This is a genomic window from Methylobacterium sp. 1030, assembly GCF_040544715.1.
Lineage (GTDB): Bacteria > Pseudomonadota > Alphaproteobacteria > Rhizobiales > Beijerinckiaceae > Methylobacterium.
This window is the reverse complement of the sequence record NZ_JBEPKM010000002.1, coordinates 179,005-204,502: the sequence shown is the minus strand read 5'-3', so window position 1 is coordinate 204,502 and position 25,498 is coordinate 179,005. Positions and strand designations below refer to the sequence as shown.

The window sequence follows — 25,498 nt, the reverse complement described above, 5'->3', positions numbered from 1 at the left end:
CGCAGATGGGCCGGTCGCACGCGGTCCCGACGGCGCGTGGCTGGAATACGGGCATCCGCCAGGGGCGATCTCGCGTCAACAGGGCCCTGTAACAGAATCCGCGCGCGGCCCACATTGTCACGGCGGCCGCGATTGACAGGCACGACGGCCGCGAAATCTTCGTCGCGCGGAGCGCACGCCACGCCCGCCGCCCGATCAGAAGGCTGCACGATGACGGACATCCGTCCGACCCAGACCGAGGTCCGCGAGACGGGCTCTCATCCGTTCGAGGCCGGGCTCGCGCGCCGGCCGGCCAACTACATCCCGCTGACCCCCGCCAGCCTGCTGGCGCGGGCCGCCGCCGCGGCGGGCGGGCGGATCGCCGTGATCGACGGTCACCGCCGCCTCACCTACGCGGACCTCTACGCGCGCTGCCGGCGCCTCGCCGCGGGCCTCGCGGCCCGGGGGGTCGGGCCACTCGACACCGTGGCGATCCTGGCGCCGAACGTCCCGGAGATGATCGAGGCGCACTTCGCCGTGCCGATGCTCGGCGCGGTGCTGAACCCGTTGAATACGCGCCTCGACGCGGCGACGATCGCGTTCTCGCTGCGGCACGGGGGCGCCCGCGCGCTCCTCGTCGAGGCCGAGTACGCCGCGCTGGCCGCGCGGGCGCTCGCGGAACTCGCCGAGCCGGTCCTCGTCGTGGCGATCGGCGCGACCGGGATCGACGGGGCCCTGCCCTACGAGGATCTGCTGGCCGAGGGCGATCCCGACTACGCCTGGCACGGCCCGGAGGACGAGTGGCAGTCGCTCTGCCTGCTCTACACGTCGGGGACGACCGGCGATCCCAAAGGCGCCGTCTACAGCCATCGCGGCGGCTATCTCCAGGCGCTCGGCAACGCCGTCACGTTCGGCCTGACCGGCGAGAGCGTGTATCTCTGGACGCTGCCGATGTTCCACTGCAGCGGCTGGTCCTACCCATGGGCGAGTGTCGCCGCCTGCGCCACGCAGGTCTGCCTGCGCAAGGTCGAGCCGGCGGCGATCTTCAGGCTGATCGCCGAGCACGGGGTGACGCATCTGTGCGGCGCCCCGATCGTCCTCTCGATGATCGCTCACGCGCCGGCGCAGGACCGTGTGCCGTTCCCCCAGCGCGTGCGCTGCGCGGTCGGCGGCGCGGCGCCGTCCTCGACGATCATCCGCACCATGGAGGAGCTCGGCTTCCAGGTGACGCATCTCTACGGCGCCACCGAGAGCTACGGCCCCGCGACGGTCTGTCTGGCGCAGCCGGACTGGACCGCTCTCCCCGACACCGAGCGACACGCCCGCATGGCCCGCCAGGGCGTGCCGCTGGCCACGCTCGAGGCGGTGAGCGTCGCCGACGTCGCGAGCGACGCGCCGGTGCCGCGGGACGGCACGACGGTCGGCGAGATCCGCCTGCGCGGAAACACGGTGATGAAGGGCTACCTCGGCAACCCGGGCGCGACCGAGGAGGCCCTCGCTGGCGGCTGGTACCGGACCGGCGACCTCGCGGTCTGGCATCCCGACGGGTCGGTGGAGATCAAGGACCGGGCGAAGGACATCATCATCTCGGGCGGCGAGAACATCTCCAGCCTGGAGGTGGAGGAGGTGCTGATGCGCCATCCCGCCGTGATGCTGGCGGCCGTCGTGGCGCGGCCAGATCCGACCTGGGGCGAGAGCCCCTGCGCGTTCCTGGAGGTGAAGCCCGGCGCAGCGGTGCCGAGCGACCAGGAGTTGATCGCGTTCTGTCGCGAGCGCATGGCGCGGTTCAAGGTGCCGAAGACGGTGGTGTTCGGGCCGCTGCCGAAGACCTCGACCGGCAAGATCCAGAAATTCGTCCTGCGCGAGCAGGCGCGGACCCTCTGACCCGCGCCCGCCCCGCGAAGGGAGCCGTCCGGGGCGATCGCTACAGGCCGGAGACCAGGTGACCGCCGTCGACCGCCAGGACGCTGCCGGTCATGTAGGCGCCGGCCTCCGAGGCCAGGAGCAGGAGCGGCCCGTCGAGTTCGGCGGCCTCGCCCAGCCGGCGCTGCGGGATGCGCCTGATCAGCGCCCGGCCGGCATCGGACTCGAAGAAGGCGTCGTTGAGCTCGGTCTTGATGTAGCCCGGCGCTAGGGCATTCACGCGGATCCCGTAGCGGGCCCACTCGAGCGCGAGGCTCTTGGTAAGCTGGACGACCGCCGCCTTCGAGGTGGCGTAGGGCGCGAGCCCGCCGGTGACCCGCAGCCCGAGGATCGACGCGATGTTGACGATGCTGCCGCCCGCCCCGTGCCGGACCATGCGCCGGCCGGTGGCCTGGGCGACCTGCCAGACGCCCTTGAGATTGGTGTCGAGCACCGCGTCCCAGTCGGATTCCGCGAGGTCGAGCGCCGGCTTCGTCGCCGTCACGCCGGCGTTGTTCACCAGCACCGCCACCGGTCCGAAGCGCTCTTCGGCGGCGTCGAGCGCCCGCTCAACGCTCGCGGCGTCGGTGACGTCCATGACGACGGCGTGGGCCTCACCGCCCGCCGCCGCGACGCGATCGACGGTCTCGGCGAGAGCGTCGGCCCGGCGGGCGCCGAGCGACAGGCGCGCGCCGGCGCGGGCCAGGGTCCCGGCGAAATGGCGACCGAGACCGCTGGAGGCCCCGGTGACGAGGACGTGGCGGCCGGCGAGGTCGAACGGAGCGGCCATCTCAGCGCACCGCGGCGACGGCCGAGGCGTGGCTCCTCGGAGCGGCCCGGCACGGGCCGGTGACGACGGGATCGGTCATGGCTCTGCGCCTCCCCTGCGCGCGCCGCCGGTCTTCGGGCCGCGGCGCCGACGTCCGTTGTGGACCGGCTCCGCCGGGGCCGCCAGCCGGCAAGGAGCCCCTGCCCGCTCATCGGCGGCCGAACAGCCGCTCGATGTCAGCGAGCTTCAGTTCGATCGAGGTCGGGCGACCGTGGTTGCACTGTCCGGAATTGGGCGTCGCCTCCATCTCGCGCAGCAGGGCATTCATCTCCTCCGGCCGCAGGCGTCGCCCGGCCCGGATCGAGCCGTGGCAGCTCATGCGCGACAGGACCGCGTCGAGGCGCCGCCCGAGCGGGCCGCCCTCGGTCGCCGGCTCTCCGCCCTCCTCGTCGCCGCTGGCCTCCAGGGCGTCGAGGATGTCGGTGACGAGCTTGCGCGTCGAGGCGCCGATCAGCGCGGCCGGCACCTCGCGCACGAGCACCGCCCCCGGCCCGAACGCCTCGATGGACAGTCCCAGCCGGTCGAGGTCCGGGGCGGCCGCGACCAGCCGGTCGGCCTCCTCGGGGCTCATCTCGACGACGTCCGGGATCAGGAGACCCTGGCGGGCGATGCCGCCTGCCTCCCGCTCGGTCTTCATCCGCTCGTAGACGAGGCGCTCGTGGGCGGCGTGCTGGTCGACGATCACAAGGCCGTCGCGGGTCTGGGCGAGAATGTAGGTCTCGTGGATCTGCGCGCGGGCGGCCCCCAGCGGATGATCGAGCGCCTCCACAACGTCGGCGGCAACGCGGGTGTCGGCCTGGGGCGGGGCCGCCACGGCTTCGGGCTCGGGCCCGGCCCAGACGGCCTGAGCGGCCTCGCCGAAACCGGTCGGCTCGACCCGCGCCGGCTGCGGCGCCGGCCTCCACGCCGCCGAGGAACGGTAGCCGGGCGGCGCTGCCACCGAGGGTGCACCGCTCGGGAAGGGGCCCGGCCGCGTCGGCCGGAACAGGCTCGGCGCGGTGGCGCCGCTGTGGGTGGCGAGCGGCGCCCCGGCCGGGCGCAGGGCGTTGAGGGTCCGCGCGGCGCCGGTGGTGGCCGAGCGGGCGCCGCCGCGGCGCAGGGCGTCGTGGATCGCGCTCACGATCAGCGCCCGCACGAGGCCCGGCTCGCGGAAGCGCACCTCGGTCTTGGCCGGGTGGACGTTGACGTCGACGAGGCCGGGGTCGCACGCGACGGCGAGGCCGAGCACCGGGTGCCGGTCGGAGGCCAGCGTGTCGGCGTAGGCGCCGCGGATCGCCCCGAGCAGGAGCCGGTCGCGCACGGGGCGGCCGTTGACCGCGAGGTGGATGTGCGTCGCCGCACCGCGATGGTAGGTCGGCAGGCCGACATGACCGGCCACCGCGAAGCCCTCCCGGGCCAGGGAGACCGGCAGGGCGTTGGCGAGGAAGTCCTGCCCCAGCACCGCCGCGAGCCGGCGCAGCTCCGCCTCGGCCCCGGTCTCGGCCGGCAGGACCAGGGGCTGCCCGGCATCGGCCCGCAGGGTGAAGCGGATCCCGGGCTGCGTCGCGGCGAGGCGGCGCAGCGTCTCGGCGATCGCGGCGTTCTCGGCCCGGTCCGACTTCAGGAACTTGAGCCGCGCCGGCGTGGCGGCGAAGAGCTCGGTCACCTCGATCCGGGTGCCGCGCTGGGCCGGGGCCGGGCGGACCTGACCCTTCAGCCCCGCCTCGACCGTAAGACTCGCCCCCGCCTCGGCCTCGGGCGTGCGGGTGACGATGGCGAGGCGCGACACCGCGCCGATCGACGGCAGGGCCTCGCCGCGGAAGCCGAGGGTGTCGATCGCCGTGAGGTCGCCGCCTGGCAGCTTGGAGGTGGCGTGCCGCTCGACCGCGAGGTCGAGATCGTCCGGCGTCATGCCGCGGCCGTCGTCGACGACCCGGATCAGTCGGCGCCCCCCGGCCTCGACGGTGACCTCGATCGCCCGGGCCCCGGCATCGATCGCGTTCTCGACCAGCTCCTTCACGGCCGAGGCCGGGCGCTCGACCACCTCGCCCGCGGCGATGCGATCGACGAGGACGGGGTCGAGGCGGCGGACGGACGGCGCGGACAGGGAGGACATCGGCGCGCAGGATAGTCCCTGCGCGGCGGCGATCCAATCGGCCGGTCGTGCCGACCCGTCAGGCGCGGCGCTTCGACCCGCCCAGGGAGATGCGGCCGGCGCCCCCGCGCGGTCCGTGGCTCGCCGCCGCCACGGGACGGCGGGACAGGTCGTAGAGGACGTTCCCGACGAGGCCCGCGGTCCGCCGGAGGGTCGGGCCCTCGCAGGTCGCCGCGACGCGGACGCCGATCGCGTGGGTGTGACTGCGGCCGTAGAGCCAGACGGCGAGCCGGGCGCGCGTCGCCTCCGGGATCCCGTCGAGCAGAAGCGCGGCCCCGTCCGGGTCGGCCTTGATCAGGCGGCCGACCACGTCCGGTGCGACCGGGCAGTCGAGGGCCGGGTCGTCGATGCTGAGCGTTCGGTCCTGGGTCATGGTGGCCCTGACAGCGTGGAGCCGTCAGCGTGGGCAGTCTTGGTTAACGAAAGCTCACCACAAGTCGCAGCCCCGATCCGCCATTGCAGGTCGCGACGGGGGCGTTGCCGCGCTGCAACCGCCACCCGCCCCGGATCCCGCGTCCTAGAGCGGCCGTCGGATCAGCCGGGCGATCAGGCCGACGATGCCCTCTCGGAACAGCAGCACGCAGAGCACGAAGACGCAGCCCTGGATGATCGTCACCCAGGCACCGAACTGCGCCAGGTAGGTCTCCATCGTGACGATCACCAGCGCGCCGACGATCGGCCCGAACACCGTCCCCATGCCGCCGACGAGCGTCATCAGCACCACCTCGCCGGACATCGACCAGTGCACGTCGGTGAGCGAGGCGAGCTGGAACACGATCGCCTTGGTGGAGCCCGCGAGGCCGGCCAGCGTCGCCGAGAGCACGAACACCGCGAGCTTGTACTGGCTGGCGCGGTAGCCGAGCGAGATCGCCCTCGGCTCGTTGTCGCGGATCGCCTTCAGCACCTGCCCGAAGGGCGAGTGGATGATCCGGTAGATCAGCAGCATCCCGGCCATGAACACGACGGCCACGACGGCGTACATCACCCGGTCGTCCGCGAGGCTGATCGCGCCGAACAGGTTGCCGCGCGGCACCGCCTGGATGCCGTCCTCGCCGCCGGTGAACTTCGCCTGCAGGGAGAAGAAGAACACCATCTGGGCAAGTGCCAGGGTGATCATCGAGAAGTAGATGCCCTGCCGGCGGATCGCCAGGGCGCCGAAGACCAGACCCAGCAGGGCGGCCGTGACCGTGCCGGCGAGGATCGCGAGCTCGGGCGTGAAGCCCAGGCTCTTGGCCGTGTACGCGCAGAGGTAGCTCGCCATGCCGAAATAGGCGGCGTGGCCGAAGGAGAGCAGGCCGCCGTAGCCGAGCAGGAGGTTGAAGGCGAGCGCGAACAGCGCGAAGCACAGCACCTTCATCAGGTAGACGGGGTACAGGACGAGCGGTGCCACGACGAGCAGCACCGCGATGCCCACGAAGATGAGGCGGTGGAGCGCCTTGTCGTCCCGACTCGTCGGCACGGCGGCGGCGATCGGGGCGGCGTCGAGGGCGGCGGTGTCGGCCATGGGGGTGCCTCAGATCGCGATCAGGCCGTGCGCCCGAACAGGCCGGCGGGTTTGACGAGCAGCACCAGCACCATGATCACGAAGATCACGGTGGCGGACGCCTCCGGATAGAACACCTTGGTCAGTCCCTCGACGAGGCCCAGGGCGAAGCCCGTGATCACCGAGCCGATGATCGAGCCCATGCCGCCGATCACCACCACAGCGAAGACCACGATGATGATGTCGGCGCCCATGTTGGGATTGACCGAGTAGATCGGCGCAGCGAGCACCCCGGCGAAACCCGCGAGCGCGACGCCGAACCCGTAGGTCAGCGTCAGGAACAGCGGCACGTTGACCCCGAACGCCTGGACCAGGGTCGGGTTCTCGGTTGCGGCGCGCAGATAGGCGCCGAGCTTGGTCTTCTCGATCACGAGCCACGTCGCGATGCAGACGGTCAGCGAGGCGACCACCACCCAAGCGCGGTAGTTCGGCAGGAACATGAAGGGCAGGCGCTGGCCGCCGGACAGCTCGGCCGGGATCGCGTAGGGCAGACCCGACACGCCGTACTGGTTGCGGAACAGGCCCTGGATGATCAGCGCGAGACCGAAGGTCAGCAGCAGGCCGTAGAGGTGGTCGAGCTTGTAGAGCCGGGCGATGAGCACCCGCTCCAGCACGATGCCGAAGGCGCCCACCACGAGCGGTGCGAGCCCCAGCGCCCACCAGTAGCCGAGACCGACATAGGTGAGCAGCATCCAGGCCACGAACGCGCCCATCATGTAGAGCGCGCCGTGGGCGAAGTTGATGATGTTCAGGAGCCCGAAGATGATCGCGAGCCCGAGCGACAGGATCGCGTAGAACGAGCCGTTGATCAGGCCCAGCAGGAGCTGACCGAACAGGGCCTGCGTTGGCACACCGAAGATCGTGGTCATGGCCGGTCTCCGCGCCCCGAACCCACCGTCAGCCCTTCACCAGGGGGCAGTTGCCCTCGTTGAGCGGCCGGAAGACCTGGTCGCCCGGGATGGTCTCGAGCTTCTTGTAAAGATCCCACTCGCCCTTCGACTCGGCGGGCTTCTTGACCTCGAACAGGTACATGTCGTGGATCTTGCGGCCGTCCGCGCGGATCACGCCCTTGCCGAACAGCGGGTCATCCGTCGGCATCGCCTTCATCTTGGCGACCGTGGCGGCGCCGTCGGCGGTCGACTTCGTCTCGGCCACAGCCTTCAGGTAGTGGAGCACGTCCGAGTAGACGCCCGCATGGTTCGCGGTCGGCTTCGAGCCGTTCTTCATCTGCTTGGCGAACCGGTCCGAGAAGGCGCGGGTCTGGTCGTTCAGGTCCCAGTAGAACGGCTCGGTCAGCACCAGCCCCTGCGCCACCTTGGTGCCGAGCGAGTGCACGTCCGACGAGAAGACCAAGAGACCGGCGAGCGCCTGCCCGCCCTCGGTGATGCCGAACTCGCCCGCCTGCTTGATCGCGTTGATCGTGTCGGTGCCGGCATTGGCGAGCCCGATCACCTTGGCGCCCGAGCCCTGCGCCTGCAGCAGGAAGGACGAGAAGTCGGAGGTCGGGAACGGGGTCTTCACCGAGCCGACGACCTTGCCGCCGTTCTTGTTGATGACCGCGCTGGTGTCGCGCTGCAGGGTCTGGCCGAACACGTAGTCGGCCGTGAGGAAGAACCACGTGTTGCCGCCGCGCTTGACCATCGCGCCGCCGGTGCCGTTGGCGAGCGCCACCGTGTCGTAGACCCAGTGGATGGTGTTCGGCGTGCATTGCGGGCCGGTGAGGTCGGCGGTGCCGGCGCCGGTATCGATGAAGACCTTGTTCTTCTCCTTGGTGACTTGGCTGATGGCCAGCGCCACCGAGGAGGTCACGCCGTCGGTGATCATGTCGACGGCGTCGCGGTCGTACCATTGCCGGGCGATGGCCGCGCCGACATCCGGCTTGTTCTGGTGGTCGGCCGAGACGATCTCGACCTTCAGCCCGTGCTGCTCGGGCTTGAAATCCTCGACCGCGAGCTTGGCGGCCACGACCGAGCCCTCGCCACTGATGTCCGAGTAGGCGCCCGAGCGGTCGCCCAGGATGCCGATCTTCACGTTCGTCTGCGCGGCTGCGGTGCCCATCATCAGGGCGCCGGCGAGGGCGGCGAGGGTCACGGGCCGGGCGATGCGTCCGAGCATTTTCGTTTCCATCCTCCAGCGGCGCGGCGGATCTCCGCCGGCCGAATATCGAGTCGCCGTTTTCTGGCGCTTCTACGGTTTTCGCGTGCGAGATTCAGACGCCGAGATAGGCGTGCAGCTTGTCGATATTGGCGTCAAGCTCGGCATTGGGGATCATGTCGACCACCCGCCCCTGCTCGATCACGAAGTGCCGGTCCGCCAAAGTCTGGGCGAAGCGGAAATTCTGCTCCACCAGGACGATGGTGTAGCCCTGAGTCTTCAATTGCTGGATCGTCCGGCCGATCTGCTGGACGATGACCGGCGCGAGACCTTCCGTGGGCTCGTCGAGCAGGATCAGCTTGGCGCCGGTGCGCAGGATGCGCCCGATCGCCAGCATCTGCTGCTCGCCGCCCGAGAGCTTGGTGCCCTGGCTGCCGGCGCGTTCCTTGAGGTTCGGGAACAGCGTGTGGATGTCTGCCACTGACATGCCGCCGGGCTTCACCCGCGGCGGCAGCATCAGGTTCTCGTGGACCGTCAGGCTCGCGAAGATGCCGCGCTCCTCCGGCACGTAGCCGATCCCGAGCCGGGCGATGTTCCGCGACGCCATCCGGACCGTCTCGACGCCGTCGTAGACGATCGAGCCCGAGCGCTTGCCGAGGATCCCGATGATCGCCCGGAGGGTCGTGGTCTTGCCCGCGCCGTTGCGGCCGAGCAGCGTGATCACCTCGCCCGCGCGCACGTCGATGTCGATGCCGTGGAGGACGTGGCTCTCGCCGTACCAGCCCTCGAGGCCGCGGACGGTCAGCAGCGCGTCGGTCGCGGCCGCCGGAGGTGTCTTCAGAGCCGCCTCAGGCATGTCCCGCCCCGATATACGCTTCGACCACGCGCGGATCCTTCGAGACCGTGGCGTAGTCGCCCTCGGCCAGCACCTGCCCGCGGGCCAGCACGGTGATCCGGTCCGACAGGGAGGCGACCACGGAGAGGTTGTGCTCCACCATCAGGATGGTGCGGTCCTTCGAGACCCGGCGGATGAGTTGCGCCGTGCGCTCGACGTCCTCGTGACCCATGCCGGCCATCGGCTCGTCGAGGAGCAGCATCTCCGGATCGAGGGCGAGGGTCGTGGCGATCTCGAGCGCGCGCTTGCGCCCGTAGGACAACTCGACCGCGAGCACGTCGGCGAAGTCGGAGAGGCCCACCGCCTCGACGAGGGCGAGCGCCTCGCCGTTCAGCGCGCGCAGGACCCGCTCGGGCCGCCAGAAGTCGAAGGAATCGCCGCGCCGGCGCCGCTGGAGGGCGATGCGGACATTCTCCATCACCGTGAGGTGCGGGAACACGGCCGAGATCTGGAACGAGCGTACGAGCCCGAGGCGGGCGACGTCCGCCGCCTTCAGGCCGGTGATGTCGCGGTCCTTGTAGCGGATCGTTCCCGCGGTCGGGATCAGGAACTTCGTCAGGAGGTTGAAGCAGGTGGTCTTGCCGGCTCCGTTCGGCCCGATGAGGGCGTGGATGGTGCCGCGCTCGACCTGCAACGCCACGCCGTTGACGGCCCGGAATCCGCGGAATTCCATCGTCAGGCCATCGGTCGCCAGGATTACATCCCGTGCCAAGCGTGTCCCTCCCGGGTTCGATTTCTTGCCGCCATATCGCCGATCCCAAGCCGCGCAGTCCATCGCAAACGCTCGTGGCGGCGCGACAATCCCCCGGGAGTGATATCAGTGGCCCTCCGTGTCACGACGGCCGCCGGACTGAACTTGACCGCGCCGCGCGCCGCACTTAACTCAGACAATTCGTCGAGTGGCTTTTCTGAGAGGTTTCGGCATGGGCGATCGCCCGGCCTACATCGCCGTCGACTGGGGCACGACGAACCGGCGGGCCTTCGCCGTCTCGGAAGCGGGCGTCATTCTCGACAGCCTGCACGACGAGCGTGGCGTCCTCGCCCTGTCGCCCGACGCCTATCCGGCGGAGATCGCGGCCCTGCGCGCGCGACTGGGCGCTGACCTCATCGTCGCCGTCGGCATGATCGGCTCCAACCGGGGCTGGCAGGCGGCGCCCTACGTGGCCGCGCCGGCCACCCTCACCGCCCTGGCCGAAGCCTGCCTCGAGCCCGCCCCGGGCGTCCGGATCGTCCCCGGCGTCGCTCTGCGGGGCGGTGGTCGCCCCGACGTGATGCGGGGCGAGGAGATCCAAGTCTTCGGGGCGATCGGAGCGGGCGTGGTGCCGGCGACGGCCCTGTTCTGCCAGCCCGGTACGCACAACAAGTGGATCGAGACCTTCGACGGGGCCATCACGGACTTCACCACCGTGATGACCGGGGAATTCTTCGCCCTCCTGCGGGCACACGGGATCCTGGCCGGGACGCTCGACGGCGCGATCGGGGATGGGGCCCCCTTCCGCGCGGGTGTCCGGCGCGGCCTCGCGTCCCGCAACCTCGCCGCCACCCTGTTCGAGGTTCGCTCCGGCCTCCTGCTCGACCGGCTCGCCCCGGAGGACGCGGCGGCCCATGCCAGCGGGATCCTGATCGGCGCCGATATCGGCACCCGGGACGACCTCCGGCGGCGCCCGGTCCATCTCCTCGGCGGCGGCCGCCTCGGGGCACTCTACGCCGCCGCCATCACCGAAGCGGGCGGGGATCCGGTGATCGTGCCGGACGGTTCAACCACGGCCGGTATCCACGCCATCTGGAGTCTGCGGGCATGACCATCCTCGACCGGTTCGAGGCGGCCTTCGCGGCCTGCCCCCTCGTCGCCATCCTGCGGGGGCTCACGCCGGACGAGGCACTCGCCGTGGGGGAGGCGCTGGTCGGAGCCGGGTTCACCCTCGTCGAGGTGCCCCTCAACTCGCCGGACCCGCTCCGGAGCATCGCGACGCTCGCCGAGCGCCTCGCCGGGCGGGCGCTGGTCGGGGCCGGCACGGTCCTGACGCCGACTCAGGTCGGCGAGGTCGCCGCTGCTGGCGGAACCCTCGTGGTATCGCCAAACGGCGATCCGGCCGTCATCGGTGCCACCGTCGCGGCGGGCCTTGTCTCCCTTCCGGGCTATCAGACGCCCACGGAGGCTTTCGCGTGCCTGGCGGCGGGAGCAACTGCGCTGAAGCTGTTCCCGGCGGATGTCGCGACGCCCCTGGCGCTCCGGGCGCATCGCGCGGTCCTTCCGCCGGACACGCGGGTTCTGGCCGTCGGCGGAGTCTTGCCCGAGACCATCGCGGGCTGGCGGCAGGCGGGCGCCGATGGATTCGGTCTCGGGTCCAATCTTTACCGGCCCGGGAAGGCGGCGGCCGACGTCGCCCGCGACGCCGCGGCCTACGTGGCGGCGTTCGAGCGCTCGGCCTGAAGACACCGACGGCGGGCCGTCCGGTCGGGCCGAGCAGACACGGCAGAGCGTGTCGGCCGCGCCCCCTGACCTTCGCGCGATGCGCGCCTCCGCAGGCGGCCTGACCGCGCCTTTGCGACCGGTTCACAGCGCGATCGCCGCCGCGTCGTCGCGGTCGGCCACTTCACCGGCGAGGCCCGACCGCGGGTCGCAGGCTGGCGGGGTGTCGCGCTATCGGCGGTTCGCGATCTCGCGGGCCGGCCGGTCGGATCGGTCGACCACCGTCCGGCACGCGCCGCTCAGCGACACCCGCTTCTCGCGGAGGCAGAGTGTGATCGCCCCCGCGTTCGGGATCTGGGCAGCGCACAGGCGCATCACGTCCGGCGTGCAGGCGGCCCGGTCCGCGCCGGTCTCCGCGAGCGCGGGCGCCGTGCCGACCAGGACCGCGAGGAGGGCGAAAGTGGCGGACTTCATCAAGGATGTCTCCTGAGCGGATCGGGGCCGCGAGCGGCCAAGCCTCGGCGTCCGGCGAGAACGCCGAGGCCGGAAAAGATATCCCGTCGTGCTTGTTTCAATCTGACGCAGGTTCGCGGCCGCGGAGCGAAAGGCCGCTGACGTCACGGACGTATCGCCGGTGCGATCGCACCGGTCGTCGCAGGCTCGACCAGAGCCGCGCCGACGACCGGTTGTGATCTCTGGCGATCGAGCTTGTCCGCCGAGACGAGGGCGGCGGCGATCAGGGCCGACACCGCCAGCGTCGCCTTCACCACGTCCCAGACCCGCGCGAGCATGGTCGATCTCCAACGGCGTCATCGAGTGCGAGCAGCGGATCCGCCTCATCAATCCGCCTGCCCCGCATCCTCGACCGGAGCCCTTCCCAAAACCTTTCCCGTGAACCCGAGGACTGCATATCGACCGTCGCGTGATGCAATCCGGTCTCACCCCGAGAACTCGCGCAGATTTCCCGCGCAGCATCTCACGCGAGCGTCGATCCCGCGGCCGCCTCGGCGGCCAGCGCCTCGAAGACCAGGGCGTGACGGCGCGCCAGGGCCTCGACATCGTGCGTGTACCCGCCGCCAATCACCGCGGCGAGCGCGATCCCACGGGCGCGGGCCTGCGCCACGACGTAGCGATCGCGGGCGAGCAGTCCGTCATCGGTGAGGCAGAGACGGCCGAGACGGTCGTCCCGATGGGGATCGACGCCCGCGTTATAGAAGACGAGATCCGGCGCGAACGCGTCGAGGAGCGGCGGCAGGCGGGCGCGCAGGACATCGAGATAGGCGGCGTCGTCGAGCCGGTCGGGCAGGCCGATGTCGAGGTCGCCGGCGATCTTCTGGGCCGGGTAGTTGTTCTCGCAATGGATCGAGAGCGTGAACAGGTCGGGACTGAGGGCGAGGCAGTCCGCGGTCCCGTCGCCCTGATGCACGTCGAGGTCGACCACGAGGACGCGCCGGACCAGACCTTCGGCCTGGAGGGTGCGGGCCGCCACCGCGACATCGTTCAGCACGCAGAAACCGGCGCCCTGCCGGCGCCGCGCGTGGTGGCTGCCGCCGGCGGCGCTGCCCGCGAGGCCTTCCGCGAGGGCGAGGCGCCCGGCCAAGAGGGTGCCGCCCACCGAGGCGCGGGAGCGGCGGACAAGGGCGGCGTCGACCGGCAAGCCGATCGCCCGCTCGATGCCCCGGCCGACATCGCAGGCGAGCACCGCGTCCACGTAGGCCGGATCGTGGGCGCGTAGCAGGATCTCGGCACTGGCGGGCTCCGGCGTGACGAAGCCTAGGGGCGCCAGACCCTTGGCGACCAAGGTCTCGGCGAGCAGGCCGTACTTGCGCATCGGGAACCGGTGGCCTGACGGGAGCGGCGCCTCGTAGGCCGGATGGAAGGCAATCGGCGGGATCACGCGGGCCGGCCCAGATCAGCCAGGAGGCACCGGGCCAGTGCCTGACCGCTGTCGTAGGCCGCCTCGATCCGGGCGCCGAGGCACCAATCCCCGCCTGCCCCGAGACGCAGGTCCGGATCGTACAGGCAGGGTTGCTCCAGGGCGGTCTCGACCTGGGCGTAGCGCCAGCGATGTGCCTCCGCGTGGGACGGCCGGAGCGTGGCGCCGAGGACGTCCTCGGCCGCTCCGAGAAGCGCGGCAATGACCGCCTCGCGCGGGGCCTCGAGATGTCCGCGGGACCAGGCGGGCGTCGCGTGCACCGTGAGCCGCGAGCCGGCAGGCCTCCCGGGCTTCGCGGAATCGTGCGCGATCAGGCCGATCGGATCGGTCCGAGGCTGGACGAGGACATCCCGCGGTCGCGTCTCCGTCGTCACCATGAGCGACCAGCACGGCGCATAGGTGGCGCGCCGGACACCGGGCAACGCGACGCCCGATGCCTCGAGCAGCGTCGTGACCTGAGGGGCCGGGAAGGTGATCGCGACGGCGTCGAACGGGCCGTGCACGGTGCCGGCCGCGTCCTCGAGGTGCCAGCGCGCTCCCTGCCGTCGAAGCCGCACGACGGTCGTCGCGCTCGATACCGGAAGGTCCGAGAGCAGGGCGCGGACGGGCTCCGTCATGCCCGGCACGCCGACATGGCGGTCGGAGCCGGCCCAGGGCGCGACGATGCCCAGCCGCGTCCACCGGCCGAGCTCGGCCGCGAAGGCGGGCCCGCGCGCGCGCATGAATTGCGCGCCGTGGTCGAACTGCATCTCACCGACCCGCCGGGTCGCCATGCGTCCCCCGACCCCGCGCCCCTTGTCGAAGACCCGGACGCGGAGGCCCGCCTCGGCCAGCCGGCGCGCGGCGGCCGCGCCTGCCATGCCGGCTCCGAGGACCGCGACAATTCCGTGCTCGTTCACGCCCCTGCCCCGTCTGAACGACCGGCCCCGCCGCCGCGTGAGGGCGAAGATAGGGGCCGAGCCACGCGGCGTCAGAGCGACGGAATCGCGCTCGTCATGGACGGGACCTGTGTTCGCGGCGCGGATACGGTCCGGCTGTCCAGCGAAGTCCCGCGGCGATGGGTGGCGCCGTGGTGCGGGTAGAGGGAATCCGCACCTTCGCGCGATTTTGCCGCTAACGTGTTGTGAAATAACGATATTGACTGCCACTAACTCTGTCACTAAGTGGGGTGGAGGTCCGGTGTCACTAACCCGGATTCGAGGCGGCGGATTCGGTGATGGAAAGTTTCACTCTCGGGCTCGGGGCGGGGCGGCCGGATGAGCCACCTCGATGCATGATCGGTAATGATCGTTTGGAAGCGATCTATATGGACGTTCAAATGGGCCGCCTTCCGCGGGATCACCCATTTGAGCAGTGTTTCTGGCACATCAATGCGCACCCGTCTGAGGTGCGGTCGTGGTTGGCTGAGCGAGGAATCCAAAGCCGCAAGATCGGCCGTAAAGCTTGCACGTTCGATCTCGACGATCACATGTGGATCGAATTCAAGCTCCGGTGGCTCTGATGGCCCGCCGACAGGTCGACTACCTCTACCGCCGCGGCGCCACGTGGTGGCTGCGCCTCCAGCCTCCCGGCGAGCCCGTCTACTGCCGAAGCCTCGGCACCACCGACCGGCTCCAGGCCGAGGTGCTGGCCGGGCCGGCGATCCAGGCGCACAAGCGCAAGCGCCTCGAAGCCGCCGGCCGCCGAGGAGGCCGCCTCGTCGTCCCGGAGATCGACTGGGAGTACCCGCTCGGACTCAGCGTGCGCGACGACGGCACGCACATCCGGGCAGACACGCAGGTCGCGACGTTGACGGCGCCGGACGGCCGGGTCTGGCAGGACCAGAACTCGCAGATCGTGCGGATCACGGCCTACCACGTGCGGCCGAACGACCCCGCTGCGCCGATCCCCCTCCCCGCTCCGAAACCGGCCGCCCCTGATCCCTCGGCGGACCTCGCGCTTCTGGAGACCTATCTCGCGAAGCAGACCCGGCCGGAGCACTACGTGCGCGACGCGCGCCGCTCGTGGGCTCGGTGGCTGGAGTTCGTCGAGAACCGACCGCTATCCCGGTGCACCCGCGCGGACGGTCACGCCTTTGTCGCGCACCTTCGCGCGATGACGCCGCCCCCGGCTCCGGTAACGGTCCGCAAGTGGCTCAGCCACATCAAGGCGCCGATCGCGGACGGCCTGCCCAAGCACGACCCGCGTCAGGATATCTTCCATAACGTCTTGGGAACGGTGGAGGTGCAGACCAAGCGCCTGCCCCTGTCCGAGGCCGACATGACGCTATTCCGCGAGACGGCTCTGCCCAAGCTCGCCGACGAGGAGCGGCTGCTCTGGCTCCTAATGGCGACCACAGGCATGCGGCCCTCCGAGTGCGCGGCCGTAACCGAGGAGTTCGAGGAGGGCGGCGTCCGCTACATCATGATCGGAGTGACCCGGTCCGGGAAGACGGCGACCTCGGCGCGGCGTATCCCGATCCCCGACGCGGTGATCCGGGATCCGGCGATGCCCGCGCGAATCGCTGGGCCGCTGTTCGGGAAGAACCACGTGATCACGGGCAAGAACCTGCTCCGCGCCATGCGCCGGATCGGCATCACGGACCCGCGAAAGGTGGTCTACTCACTGCGACACCGGGCCCACGATCGCTTGCGCGCCGCGAGGTGCCCGCGCGAGGTCGCCCTCCAGATTGTCGGGCACGACGAGGTCACGGTCCACGATGGGTATGGCTCGGGGCATCCTGTGGCCGAGCTTAAGGAGTGGATTGAGCGGATCGGGTACTAAGGCGCGGAAGCGAAGGGCCGCAGTCAGCGGGGCCTTGGGTAGGGCGCGACAATCTGGCGCCTGACTCCGCAGGCATGGGCTTTTATTGCATGCCCTCCGCCACTGGGAGAGGTACTGTTATGCAGTTTTTTTCGCCAGCTATCACCTCGACTTCGCGCGCCCGCGCGCCCGGCGACTTTGTTCTGATCGACGGCGGTGACGGCGTTCACCCGGCTGTATTCGTTCATAACGGACAGAGCATGTACGTACTAGACTTCATGTCCGTACATCCGGAAGGTGACACGCGCTTCGCGATTCACACGATCGATTCGTTCAACTATGATACGTTGCTCCACGTGCCGAATGCTCGAATCGTTCCGACTATCGTGCCAGAGAAACTTGTGAGAGGCCGACCGGAAGGCTTTGGTCGCAGCAAGGTCTTGTACCTTTCAGAGAGCGGCCCTTTGGTCTACGCTCACTTTATGCGGAGCAGCGCCTGCATCAACTTGAGCACTGGAGTTATTGCGAACGTCGATACAGCCTACGAGCTACACACGACACAATGGCGCATCGAAGTTGGTGTAGGGGACGGTCATTATCAGACGCTTGCGGATTTTACGGCCTAAGCTTTGCAGCGACATCGGTCGACGTAGAGCACCGCTGTTGCCCGCTCGCTGCTCGTTGCACACACCAAACTAACGGACGCCACCGCATCCTCGATCTATGGCTTCGCCGGCATCGGCGAGGCCGTTTTTGTCTCCGCTTCCGGTGGGCCGGCGACTGCCGCCTCCCGAATCCTGATGCGTTCGCGACGCTTCAGCTCGCGCTTCGCCGCATCTCGCATGAATTCGGAAACGCCGCGATGACCGGCTTCGGCCACGATCTGCGCGATTAGAGGCGGATCAAGCCAGATAGTCTGCTTGGCCATCTTCTGGCCTGCGGTGATTGGCGGACGCCCCATTATCGAGGTGATAAACGACTGCGTTTTCCTCGTCAAAAAGCACCGCGGTGGCATAGCTGCCCGTTGACGCATAAACGACGGCGTTTATGGTGTCTTGCGACCAGCTGGCTCCAGGGATCGTTAATCGGTCGCACGCATTTTGCTGCCTACAACTCCGCGAACTCGCAAGCGCGCCTCCTGTGGAAATGTTAGTCACACGAACCTCGGATAGGTATGCCGGATGACCGCTCGTCGACCGCTGACCGTCGTAGACCTTTTCTCCGGCGCCGGTGGCATGTCGGCCGGCTTCGCGCGTCGCGAGGGTTTCCGAGTTGTCGGTGCCGTTGATATCGAGCAAGGTAAGCCCTGCGAAGGCGCCGGCGCGACCGCTTGCAACAGCAGCTACGCTCTGAACACCGGCATCGATCCGGTAGCGGAGGATCTCTTCGCCCTTACGCCGGAGGCGCTGCGAACCGAGATACGTCGTCGGACCGGCTTCGATCTCAAGCCGGGCACCTTAGGCGTCCTTTCAGCCTGCCCTCCCTGCACAGATTTTTCGCGCGCCAAGCCGACGAATCACGTGTCTGACGGCGGCCGAAACGCGCTGACCGGCAGAGTCGGCGAGTTCGTCGACTACTTCAGGCCGCGCCATATCGTCATGGAGAACGCCCGCGAGTTTCTGCAGGGCAAGTTCGCCCATCATGCGGAAGCCCTGTGCGCCAGTCTCCGCCGCTCCGGGTACGACGTGAAGGCCGACATCAGATTTCTGACCGATTATGGGCTACCGCAGATTCGCGAGCGTGCGCTGATTGTCGCGTCGAGGGTCGGAGAGGCTCGCAGCCTCGACGACCTTTGGGCTGGCTTATCTGTGAAGGCCGAGGCGCTGACCGTGCGTTCCGCGCTGGCACGCCTCGCCGTGTGGCAGGGACAGCGGGAAGGTGCCGACCCTGCGGACATGGCACCCGGCCTCCGGCCGGATGTCGCTCGCCGACTGCATGCAGTCCCGCACGACGGCGGCTCTTGGATGGACGTCGCTCGCATCCCCGGCGGGCTTGAATTACTGACACCCGCAATCCGACATCGGTGGGCAATCAAGGATCTTGGATCGCACCCGGACGTCTATGGTCGGATGTGGTGGGACCGGCCCGCGCCGACCATCAAGCGCGAGTGTTCGCACGTCGGAAATGGCCGATACGTACACCCGACCGCTGACCGCCTTCTAACATTGCGAGAGATGGCGAGCTTGAACGGCTTCCCGTTCGACTACCGCTTTGCCGGAGCACTCGCGTCCCGATATCGTCAGGTCGGTGATGCTGTGCCCCCGGTCATATCGTATCAGGTGTCGGCGCTGGTCCAGTGGATGGAAACTGGCGTGCGACCGGGCCCGGAAAAATTCGTCCTCGCTAATTCTGTCCTTGCCGCGTCAGACATATCAAAAGCACAGAGGCAATCCGTCCGTCGCGGGCGCCGTGTCGCGCCAGACGCTCCGCTGTTGCCTCATGTGGCCGCGGAGTAATCAGAGGCCGCACCAAACCTTCACGCGCGCCTTGAAGTTGTTCCAGTGCTCGGGATGTCGGGTCCGACCGCCATCCCAGCCCCACGCGAAGTGAAGGTTGAAAACGTCACTGAATCTCTCGACGTCGCGATTCTCCAGCGTCCGTCCGGACTGCTTTCCGGAGCCGCCTCGCAGAATCTCTTTTGTCAGAACCGACATCATCAGGAAGCGATCGGTTCGCACCTCATTTCGCGTTTCACGAGAGCCCAGAGCCAGCCGCTCGTGCAAATTGGCTGGGTCAGTTGCGGTCTTCACCTCGCCAACGACGAACTCGTGGATTCGCTGCCGTCGCAGGGCCGGCTGCCTGCGCACGGCATCGTAGGCGGCGTAAGCATCGGCAGCAGTTTTATATGGTTTTCCGTCGATTGAGGTGAAAATGGCGACATCGGGATCGCTCGGGAACGCCACGGCTCGCCCGTTCGAGAGCAGAGCAGCGCGGGGCACTTTCCCGCCCGCATCGATCCACGCGAGAATCCGTTCCGGCGATCGTGTTTCAGCGTCCACATGAACACCATCCATGTTAACGACTGAGCCAGGGGCAATTTCATCTAAAGCATCGAGGAAAGCGCATACTGCCCCCACGTGCCCCACAGCACCTGAGACGTTTTGCGTATTGCCGTGAGTTTTAAGATTCTTATGATAATCAACAAACCGAGTAGGGTCGAATTTCTGATTTCGCACCCAATGAAGCCACCCATTGAGTTCGCGCACCTCTCTTTTCACTGCACTAGCGTTTCCAGCTGCACGCCTAACAGTCGAGGACGAAAGGAGGGGAAAAATTGCTCGGCTTTGCTTGTCGGAAACCCCTGTCATCGTGACGTACCGATCAACGAGTTTTTGATCAGGCCCGAGCGCTATATCGATATGAAGCCAACGTTTCCACGGCTCATGATTATTTAATTTACCGAGCCCGCTAGCCCTCAGCTTGGACTCGTCGGTCCAGTCGACGGTAGGCACCATAGGCCACGTGTCGCCAGCAGGAGGTTCTGAAAGGTTTACGATACGGCGTATGCGGACCCTGGCGAAGGCAGCGATGAATGCGTTGATCTCGTCTTGCGATTCGACGCAATGCTCAAGCTGCTGCGCAAATTCCTCGAACGTTGCCATGCCTGTCGCGCGTTCCCTGTCCCCGAGCCCAGATACAGCCATGACGACCAATCCGCCAAGGCAGATTCCGAGCGACGCTAAATCGCGCAACATGGCAGCCGTACGCTCGAAGGACACGAAGCCCGAGATGCTCGTGCGACGCCTCGCACATAAGCTCGGTTACAGGTATCGCCTTCATTGTCGCGACCTCCCGGGAAAACCTGATTTAGTTTTCCCGCGTCGACGCGCGGTGATTTTTGTCCACGGCTGCTTCTGGCATGATCATCATTGCCCCAAAGGCAGAAAGCGACCGGTGGCCAATGCCGAATGGTGGGACCGCAAGCTTAAGTTGAACCGCCTTCGCGATGAGGCGGCTGTGATCGCTCTCGAGAACGCAGGATGGCGGGTACTAGTTCTCTGGGAGTGCGAGCTGCGTGCACGAAATGATCTTACGGATAAACTTCGTACTCTCCTGGGATAGAGCGCCGAAGAATTTGAAAAATTCCTTAATCGGGCCCACAGGTACTTGTTCGATCCAGTTCCCGGACAGCTCTCGCTATATATAACGCTTGATCTAGACACTCCTCGTAAGCGTGCTGGAGCCAATCCCGGAGACCCAGGTCGGTCCGGTCCAGGGTCGTCCCGTACTTCACGAGACCAGCCTGTGAGCGCCGGAGTAGGTCGGCACGAACGGCCTCGACGATCGGGTCCGTCATGCTCAGACCTCCCCCGCAGATTCAGCCGGAACCACGTTCACCTTCACGCGGCCGGTCTCGCCATGCTCGCGGTGGTAGGTAATCGCGGTCATCGAGCGGCCGGCGCCGTAGCCCATCTCGTGATGCCACGCGTCGGCCGGGGCCGGCGTCTGTAGACTCTCCACGGTCACGCCCGACAACTCGATCGCGGTCTTGGTGTGGATGTGGCCGGTCAGGATGTGCCGGAACCGCGATTGCCCCCAGGCCGCGGACGCGCGCGTCGCCATGACCAACGGCATCGTGGCCATCTTGGCCGCGTCGCCGTGAGTGGCGCCCAGGAGCGTCGAGCCCCAGCTCCAAAACCAGAAATATCCGGGATCGTCGTCGACCGTGACGCGCGGGTCGTTCGCATAATAGAGCGACAGGCCCAGGGCCACCGCGATTGCGGACTCCCGATCGTGGTTGCCGCGCAGGATGCGGACCAGCACCCGCTCGTGCTTGCTCAACGCGGCGTCCACTGTGTCGATGATGAGATGCGTCGCGGCCCGGAGGATCTTCGGGTAGCGGCCGTCCACGTCGAGGACGTTCTTCGATCGCGGCGTGCAGTTGTCGTACCCGTCCGCGTGGAGCAGATCGCCGAGCCCGAGAACGACAGCCTGCTCCGAGGCCGGCGCCGCTGCGACGAGCCGGGTCACGGTCTGCCGGATCGTCATCTGGGCGATGTTGAGGTCCCAGTTCGTCCCGGTCTCGCGCTTCCACGTCAGCAAGCCGATGTGCGCGTCCGCGATCGGGTAGACAGTCGCCGTGTCCGCATCAGTGAGCGCAGGCGCCGGCACCGGCGTCGCGCGCGCCTCGAAACCCTCGAAGGCGTCCCGAATGGTGCCGACCATCTCGCCCGGCGACATGCCGGGTTGTGTGCGGATCCAGCTACGCTCGATGCGACCGTCCGCCCGCGCCGCGATGGTCTGCTTGGTCATGACGTGGCCGGGTGGGACCTCGAATCGTCCGCCGGCCGCGGGGGCCTGAACGATCGTCTCGCCGGCTACCTCGCCATCCTTGTTGAGCTTGGTCGAGACCCGCTTCATCTCCCAGCCGGGCAGGACGGGCTTCGTGCCCAGTTCACCTCGCCCCGCCGCAATGCCCCAGTCCGGAGCGATGCCGAAGCGAGTGTGATGCGACCCGGGCTCCTCGGGGGTGCCGACGCGGACCGCGAAGGCCACGCGCCCGACGCCGAGTTGGTCCGACGCCGCGCGGATCGCCGAACGGTTGGTGTTCTGCCCCGGAATGGACCGGATCGGGTAGCCTGCGGCCAGGGCCTCGTTGACCGCGGCGATCTCGCGTTCCGCCGCTGCGCGATCCATGGTCACTTGGCCGAGACCTTCGTGGTGAATTGACCGGTCGGCGTTCGATGCAGGATCTGTGTCCGAACCTTTGGCATCAGCGCGCGCGGCCACTCAGCCTCCCACAGAGCCTTGGCGTTCATGAAGGGGTCGTCGGACACCTTGACGAGTCCGCGATCAATGACGGCCTGCGTGCGGCGATAGCCGTGGAGCGCCGTCGTGTGATCGCGTCCGCCGAGGCGCTTGCCGATCTGGGGGAAGCTGGCACCCGCATATTGTTTGCCGAGCCAGGAGCAGATCTGGCGCGCCTTGGTCAGGTTAGCCCGACGCCGCGGCCCGGCCAGTTCGGTCATGGTGATGTCGGCGACCAGTCCGACCATCCGGATACATTCGGTCAGCGAGACCGTCGCCTGCCCCATGGCCTGAGCGGTGGTGGTCACGACGACCTCTTCCCGGAGCATGACCGAAGGGGCGGTCCAGGGCCGTTTCGGCGCGGGCGGCGGAAGCGCCAACATGGGCGGGGACGCCGGCTTGCGCACCGCCGGCGCGAAGCACCGCTGCCGGACAGCCGCGTAGTGGGCCTTCATCTCCTCGGCGGACGCGAATTCGCGGACCGGGACCAGACTCCCCATCAGGTCTCTCCTGTTGTTGTGGTTTCGCAAGCCGCGATGCGCGCACGGGCGGCGGCGGCCATCGCGAGGGCGCGCGCGCCGAGGTGCTCCAGTTCGTCGGGCTCCAGCGGCAAGGGCAGCGCGTAGACGACGGCCCCGGTCTCCGTCTCGTCCAGGACGACCATCGGTCCCGAGCGCCGCACCCCCGATGCGTTCGGCGTCGTCAAGGTCGTCGAACCAAGACTTGACGAATTAGCGGATTGTAGAACTTGAGGCATGTGCAGGATATGCACACTCGACGATTCCACGGATTCAGATCTCCTACGTACAAGCCCCGTTGACCGGCGCGCGAACATCTAATATCGACGCTGGCTCACCAGGGCAAGAGGCGGTACAACGCGGGATGTCAAGAGCACGGATTCCAAACCGCCGCGGAACACTGCACTACGATTACGAGTGCGACCGGCTCCATTACACGGCGTCCGCGTCGTGGGTGGACGGGCGCCTCGCCGAGATCTTCCTGGCCGGCGCGAAGCTCGACAGCACGGCCGATGTGGCCGCGCGAGACCTTGGGATCGCCGCGAGCCTCGCCCTCCAGGCCGGCATCGACCCGGCTGAGCTGCGGGCCGCCCTGACGCGGACCACCGAGGGCAAGCGGGCCGGCGCGCTCGGCGTCGCCCTGGACCTCGCCCTTGACGACATCAGCCTGGAGGACTGGGCGTGACGGAACCCCAACCCTGCATCGCGGCGATCGACCCCGGCCTGACCGGAGCGATTGCGTTTCTCTTCCCTGGCGAGGTCGGTCAGGTCACGGTCGAGGACATGCCCCTCGCGGGCGGGGAGATCGACAGCGGGCGCCTCCGGCGACGCATCGTCCAGATGGCGCCGACCATCGTGGTGATCGAGCAGGTTCATGCGATGCCCAAGAACGGGTCCATCGCCTCGTTCAAGCTCGGGATGGCCTACGGCGCGGCCCGCGCGGCGATCGAGGCGGCCGGGGTCCCGACGCACCTCGTCACCCCGAACACCTGGAAGAAGCACCACAAGGTCCCAGGCAAGACGGCCGGTGGCGAAGAGGCCGCGCGTGCTTTGGCGATCCGGCTCTTCCCGGGCAGCGCCGACAGCTTCGGCCGTGTGAAAGACCACAACCGCGCCGATGCCGCGCTGATCGCGGCCTACGCGGCCAACAAGCTCCTGCGCACGGGTGAGGCGTGATCGACGCCGACCGCGACGTCCGCATGGTGCTCTGGCTCGGACGCGATCTCTACGCGCGCCTCACCGGCCACGCCGCAGCCTGCGGCGAGCCGCTCCCTGAATTCCTGCGGCACCGGCTGACCGACAGCCTGCCGCTCGACACTGTTCCCCATGCCGCGCCGCGGCGGGGATGCGCCGGCAAGGGGGAGGTCGTCCGCGCGGCCTCCCCTGCGCTGTCGAAGCGTGACCGCAAATAATTTGCGGATTTTTCAGAAATCGTCCGATTGTACATCAAACCGAAAATAAGTGGAATTGTCAGCGCCCGGCGTTGTCCGTAGCTATTGGTCGTCGACCGCGATGAGGAAGGGGACCATGAATGTGAATCACAACGTCGGCGAGAACGATCTTGTGCGAGAAGATAGCCTTTTGATCCGCTACGGAGGCATTAGTCGGAGGACTTTAGGTCGCTGGATGGCGACCAAGGGATTCCCGCGCCCCGTGAAGGTTGGGAACTCTGTTTCCTGGTACCTGCGCGAGATTGAAGAATACGAAGAGGCGCATCGAAAGAGAGGCTGAACCATGAATGACGTTTTGGAACGACTGAAGACCAAGACGCGGCCGATGCTGCCGGTGCTCCTGAATTGGGGTCGCGAGCGCGCCGGCCGGACGACGTTCGCATCCTTCCAGCGCGAGGCGCTCCAGCGCGAGGCGATCTTGGCTGACATCGATCGCACGGATACCGCGCTCCGGCTCCTGAACACGCGCTTTCGGCGGATCGACCAGCGGGGAGGCTGAACCATGTCCGACATCTGGAACCGACTGAAGCAGAAGAAGCGGCCCATGCTGCCGCTGGAGTTGATCTACGGGCCTGAGAAGGCCGGCAAGTCGACCTTGGCGTCCGAGCACCCGAACCCGGTTTTCATCCAGGCTGAGGACGGCACCGGAGCCCTCGACGTCGCCGGAACTGGCAAGCTCAACAGCTTCGAGGACGTCATGGCGACGATCGGCATGCTCTACGAGAAGGAGCACGACTTCCAGACCGTGGTGGTCGATTCGGTCACCGCCCTGCAGCCGCTGATCTGGGCCGAGACGGGTCAGCGCGGCGACGAGAAGGGCGTCAAAAAGAACCGGATCGAGGACTTCGGCTATGGCAAAGGTTACGCCTACGCCCTGGCCGTCTGGCAGGAAGTCCTCGACGGGTTGAACGCCCTGCGCCGCGACCGCGGCATGGGCATCGTCTTGATCGCGCACAGCAAGATCGAGCGCTTCGAGGACCCGGAGACTAGCTCGTACTCCCGGTATGACATCGACCTGCACGAAAAAGCGCGGGATCTGCTGAAGCGCGAGTCCGACGTCATCCTGCTGCTCAAGCCCGACGTCGTGATCAAGACCGAGGACGTCGGATTCAACAAGCAGCGCGCCCGCGCCGATGGTGGCCGATCGGTCTGGATGCACCTGACGTCGCGCCCGGCCTACGCGGCCGGCAACCGGTACGGGATGCCCGAGCGCATCTTGTACGAGCGCGGCAAGGGCTACGCGGCCCTCGCCCCGTACTTCCCGGCCACCCCCGAGACCGCGTCGAACGCGGCGTAAAGAGAAGGCAACAACCC

The 25,498-nt window shown here is 68.2% G+C and carries 31 protein-coding genes; 14 read left to right on the top strand and 17 right to left on the bottom strand.

The window, feature by feature from the left end:
* Positions 1-210 precede the first annotated feature (210 nt).
* Positions 211-1,863: an AMP-binding protein gene (locus ABIC30_RS03325; RefSeq protein ID WP_354454053.1), complete on the top strand. Its 1,653-nt coding sequence runs from the start codon at positions 211-213 to the stop codon at positions 1,861-1,863.
* Positions 1,864-1,903: 40 nt separating this feature from the next.
* Here ABIC30_RS03325 and ABIC30_RS03320 read toward each other — a convergent pair whose 3' ends face one another.
* The 8 genes from ABIC30_RS03320 to ABIC30_RS03285 all read right to left on the bottom strand — a co-directional run bounded on the left by ABIC30_RS03320 (position 1,904) and on the right by ABIC30_RS03285 (position 10,088).
* Positions 1,904-2,671, bottom strand: a complete 768-nt coding sequence (locus tag ABIC30_RS03320) for an SDR family NAD(P)-dependent oxidoreductase (protein ID WP_354454051.1) — start codon at positions 2,669-2,671, stop codon at positions 1,904-1,906.
* Between the two features lie 187 nt (positions 2,672-2,858).
* Positions 2,859-4,805 (bottom strand): DNA mismatch repair endonuclease MutL, encoded by a 1,947-nt coding sequence (gene mutL, locus ABIC30_RS03315; protein WP_354454049.1) that lies wholly within the window; start codon positions 4,803-4,805, stop codon positions 2,859-2,861.
* Between the two features lie 58 nt (positions 4,806-4,863).
* Entirely contained in the window at positions 4,864-5,217 is a 354-nt protein-coding gene (locus tag ABIC30_RS03310) for a hypothetical protein (RefSeq protein ID WP_020091438.1), read from the bottom strand.
* Positions 5,218-5,361: 144 nt separating this feature from the next.
* Entirely contained in the window at positions 5,362-6,348 is a 987-nt protein-coding gene (locus tag ABIC30_RS03305; protein ID WP_020091437.1) for a branched-chain amino acid ABC transporter permease, read from the bottom strand.
* Positions 6,349-6,368: 20 nt separating this feature from the next.
* Positions 6,369-7,256, bottom strand: coding sequence for a branched-chain amino acid ABC transporter permease (locus ABIC30_RS03300; RefSeq protein WP_043380394.1), 888 nt, complete (start codon positions 7,254-7,256; stop codon positions 6,369-6,371).
* A gap of 28 nt (positions 7,257-7,284) precedes the next feature.
* Positions 7,285-8,502, bottom strand: a complete 1,218-nt coding sequence (locus ABIC30_RS03295; RefSeq protein ID WP_132366179.1) for an ABC transporter substrate-binding protein — start codon at positions 8,500-8,502, stop codon at positions 7,285-7,287.
* Positions 8,503-8,596: 94 nt separating this feature from the next.
* Positions 8,597-9,337: an ABC transporter ATP-binding protein gene (locus ABIC30_RS03290; RefSeq protein ID WP_042674624.1), complete on the bottom strand. Its 741-nt coding sequence runs from the start codon at positions 9,335-9,337 to the stop codon at positions 8,597-8,599.
* Positions 9,330-10,088 carry an ABC transporter ATP-binding protein gene (locus ABIC30_RS03285; RefSeq protein ID WP_026604669.1) on the bottom strand — a complete coding sequence of 253 codons (759 nt, stop codon included), beginning with the start codon at positions 10,086-10,088 and terminating at the stop codon, positions 9,330-9,332. Before ABIC30_RS03285 ends, ABIC30_RS03290 begins: the two co-directional genes overlap by 8 nt.
* Before the next feature lie 211 nt (positions 10,089-10,299).
* Between ABIC30_RS03285 and ABIC30_RS03280 the strand changes: the two genes are divergently transcribed.
* The gene (locus tag ABIC30_RS03280) at positions 10,300-11,178 is read left to right on the top strand and encodes a 2-dehydro-3-deoxygalactonokinase (RefSeq protein WP_020091432.1); all 879 of its coding nucleotides are present in this window, start codon (positions 10,300-10,302) and stop codon (positions 11,176-11,178) included.
* Positions 11,175-11,810 (top strand): 2-dehydro-3-deoxy-6-phosphogalactonate aldolase, encoded by a 636-nt coding sequence (locus tag ABIC30_RS03275; protein ID WP_331327073.1) that lies wholly within the window; start codon positions 11,175-11,177, stop codon positions 11,808-11,810. Before ABIC30_RS03280 ends, ABIC30_RS03275 begins: the two co-directional genes overlap by 4 nt.
* Positions 11,811-12,020: 210 nt before the next feature.
* Here ABIC30_RS03275 and ABIC30_RS03270 read toward each other — a convergent pair whose 3' ends face one another.
* The 4 genes from ABIC30_RS03270 to ABIC30_RS03255 all read right to left on the bottom strand — a co-directional run bounded on the left by ABIC30_RS03270 (position 12,021) and on the right by ABIC30_RS03255 (position 14,624).
* Complete coding sequence (locus ABIC30_RS03270) at positions 12,021-12,263, bottom strand: hypothetical protein (RefSeq protein ID WP_020091430.1); 243 nt, start codon at positions 12,261-12,263, stop codon at positions 12,021-12,023.
* Between the two features lie 143 nt (positions 12,264-12,406).
* Complete coding sequence (locus tag ABIC30_RS03265; protein WP_020091429.1) at positions 12,407-12,580, bottom strand: hypothetical protein; 174 nt, start codon at positions 12,578-12,580, stop codon at positions 12,407-12,409.
* A gap of 185 nt (positions 12,581-12,765) precedes the next feature.
* The gene (locus ABIC30_RS03260) at positions 12,766-13,686 is read right to left on the bottom strand and encodes a histone deacetylase family protein (RefSeq protein ID WP_020091428.1); all 921 of its coding nucleotides are present in this window, start codon (positions 13,684-13,686) and stop codon (positions 12,766-12,768) included.
* On the bottom strand, positions 13,683-14,624 hold the full coding sequence (locus tag ABIC30_RS03255) for an NAD(P)/FAD-dependent oxidoreductase (RefSeq protein ID WP_103984716.1): 942 nt from the start codon (positions 14,622-14,624) through the stop codon (positions 13,683-13,685). The genes ABIC30_RS03260 and ABIC30_RS03255 overlap by 4 nt, the downstream gene beginning before the upstream one ends.
* A gap of 317 nt (positions 14,625-14,941) precedes the next feature.
* Here ABIC30_RS03255 and ABIC30_RS03250 point away from each other — a divergent pair, with 317 nt between their 5' ends.
* The 3 genes from ABIC30_RS03250 (at position 14,942) to ABIC30_RS03240 (ending at position 17,093) form a co-directional block, all read left to right on the top strand.
* A complete protein-coding gene (locus tag ABIC30_RS03250; RefSeq protein ID WP_354454043.1) occupies positions 14,942-15,226 on the top strand; it encodes a hypothetical protein in 285 nt (94 codons plus the stop codon).
* Positions 15,226-16,488 carry a site-specific integrase gene (locus ABIC30_RS03245; RefSeq protein ID WP_354454041.1) on the top strand — a complete coding sequence of 421 codons (1,263 nt, stop codon included), beginning with the start codon at positions 15,226-15,228 and terminating at the stop codon, positions 16,486-16,488. The genes ABIC30_RS03250 and ABIC30_RS03245 overlap by 1 nt, the downstream gene beginning before the upstream one ends.
* A 119-nt stretch (positions 16,489-16,607) precedes the next feature.
* On the top strand, positions 16,608-17,093 hold the full coding sequence (locus ABIC30_RS03240; protein WP_354454039.1) for a hypothetical protein: 486 nt from the start codon (positions 16,608-16,610) through the stop codon (positions 17,091-17,093).
* A gap of 95 nt (positions 17,094-17,188) precedes the next feature.
* On the opposite strand, the gene ABIC30_RS03235 is transcribed toward ABIC30_RS03240, so the two are convergent.
* Complete coding sequence (locus ABIC30_RS03235) at positions 17,189-17,395, bottom strand: ribbon-helix-helix domain-containing protein (RefSeq protein WP_354454037.1); 207 nt, start codon at positions 17,393-17,395, stop codon at positions 17,189-17,191.
* Between the two features lie 253 nt (positions 17,396-17,648).
* On the opposite strand from ABIC30_RS03235, the gene ABIC30_RS03230 reads away from it, so the two are divergent.
* Positions 17,649-18,923: a DNA cytosine methyltransferase gene (locus ABIC30_RS03230; RefSeq protein WP_354454035.1), complete on the top strand. Its 1,275-nt coding sequence runs from the start codon at positions 17,649-17,651 to the stop codon at positions 18,921-18,923.
* Here ABIC30_RS03230 and ABIC30_RS03225 read toward each other — a convergent pair whose 3' ends face one another.
* Positions 18,924-20,069 (bottom strand): hypothetical protein, encoded by a 1,146-nt coding sequence (locus ABIC30_RS03225; protein WP_354454218.1) that lies wholly within the window; start codon positions 20,067-20,069, stop codon positions 18,924-18,926. It lies immediately after the preceding gene.
* Between ABIC30_RS03225 and ABIC30_RS03220 the strand changes: the two genes are divergently transcribed.
* The gene (locus ABIC30_RS03220; protein WP_354454033.1) at positions 19,972-20,529 is read left to right on the top strand and encodes a very short patch repair endonuclease; all 558 of its coding nucleotides are present in this window, start codon (positions 19,972-19,974) and stop codon (positions 20,527-20,529) included. The genes ABIC30_RS03225 and ABIC30_RS03220 overlap by 98 nt on opposite strands.
* A 237-nt stretch (positions 20,530-20,766) precedes the next feature.
* Here ABIC30_RS03220 and ABIC30_RS03215 read toward each other — a convergent pair whose 3' ends face one another.
* The 3 genes from ABIC30_RS03215 to ABIC30_RS03205 are packed head-to-tail and all read right to left on the bottom strand — an operon-like array spanning position 20,767 to position 22,879.
* A complete protein-coding gene (locus ABIC30_RS03215; protein WP_354454031.1) occupies positions 20,767-22,197 on the bottom strand; it encodes a hypothetical protein in 1,431 nt (476 codons plus the stop codon).
* The gene (locus ABIC30_RS03210; protein WP_354454029.1) at positions 22,107-22,715 is read right to left on the bottom strand and encodes a helix-turn-helix domain-containing protein; all 609 of its coding nucleotides are present in this window, start codon (positions 22,713-22,715) and stop codon (positions 22,107-22,109) included. Before ABIC30_RS03210 ends, ABIC30_RS03215 begins: the two co-directional genes overlap by 91 nt.
* Positions 22,715-22,879, bottom strand: coding sequence for a hypothetical protein (locus tag ABIC30_RS03205; protein WP_354454027.1), 165 nt, complete (start codon positions 22,877-22,879; stop codon positions 22,715-22,717). The genes ABIC30_RS03210 and ABIC30_RS03205 overlap by 1 nt, the downstream gene beginning before the upstream one ends.
* Positions 22,880-23,187: 308 nt before the next feature.
* Between ABIC30_RS03205 and ABIC30_RS03200 the strand changes: the two genes are divergently transcribed.
* The 6 genes from ABIC30_RS03200 to ABIC30_RS03175 all read left to right on the top strand — a co-directional run bounded on the left by ABIC30_RS03200 (position 23,188) and on the right by ABIC30_RS03175 (position 25,481).
* Complete coding sequence (locus ABIC30_RS03200) at positions 23,188-23,418, top strand: hypothetical protein (protein ID WP_354454025.1); 231 nt, start codon at positions 23,188-23,190, stop codon at positions 23,416-23,418.
* On the top strand, positions 23,415-23,909 hold the full coding sequence (locus ABIC30_RS03195; RefSeq protein WP_354454023.1) for a RuvC family protein: 495 nt from the start codon (positions 23,415-23,417) through the stop codon (positions 23,907-23,909). Before ABIC30_RS03200 ends, ABIC30_RS03195 begins: the two co-directional genes overlap by 4 nt.
* Complete coding sequence (locus tag ABIC30_RS03190) at positions 23,906-24,145, top strand: hypothetical protein (protein WP_354454021.1); 240 nt, start codon at positions 23,906-23,908, stop codon at positions 24,143-24,145. Before ABIC30_RS03195 ends, ABIC30_RS03190 begins: the two co-directional genes overlap by 4 nt.
* 115 nt (positions 24,146-24,260) lie before the next feature.
* A complete protein-coding gene (locus tag ABIC30_RS03185; protein ID WP_354454019.1) occupies positions 24,261-24,464 on the top strand; it encodes a helix-turn-helix transcriptional regulator in 204 nt (67 codons plus the stop codon).
* A gap of 45 nt (positions 24,465-24,509) precedes the next feature.
* On the top strand, positions 24,510-24,683 hold the full coding sequence (locus ABIC30_RS03180) for a hypothetical protein (RefSeq protein WP_354454017.1): 174 nt from the start codon (positions 24,510-24,512) through the stop codon (positions 24,681-24,683).
* A gap of 3 nt (positions 24,684-24,686) precedes the next feature.
* Positions 24,687-25,481, top strand: coding sequence for an ATP-binding protein (locus ABIC30_RS03175; RefSeq protein WP_354454015.1), 795 nt, complete (start codon positions 24,687-24,689; stop codon positions 25,479-25,481).
* Positions 25,482-25,498: the final 17 nt, after the last annotated feature.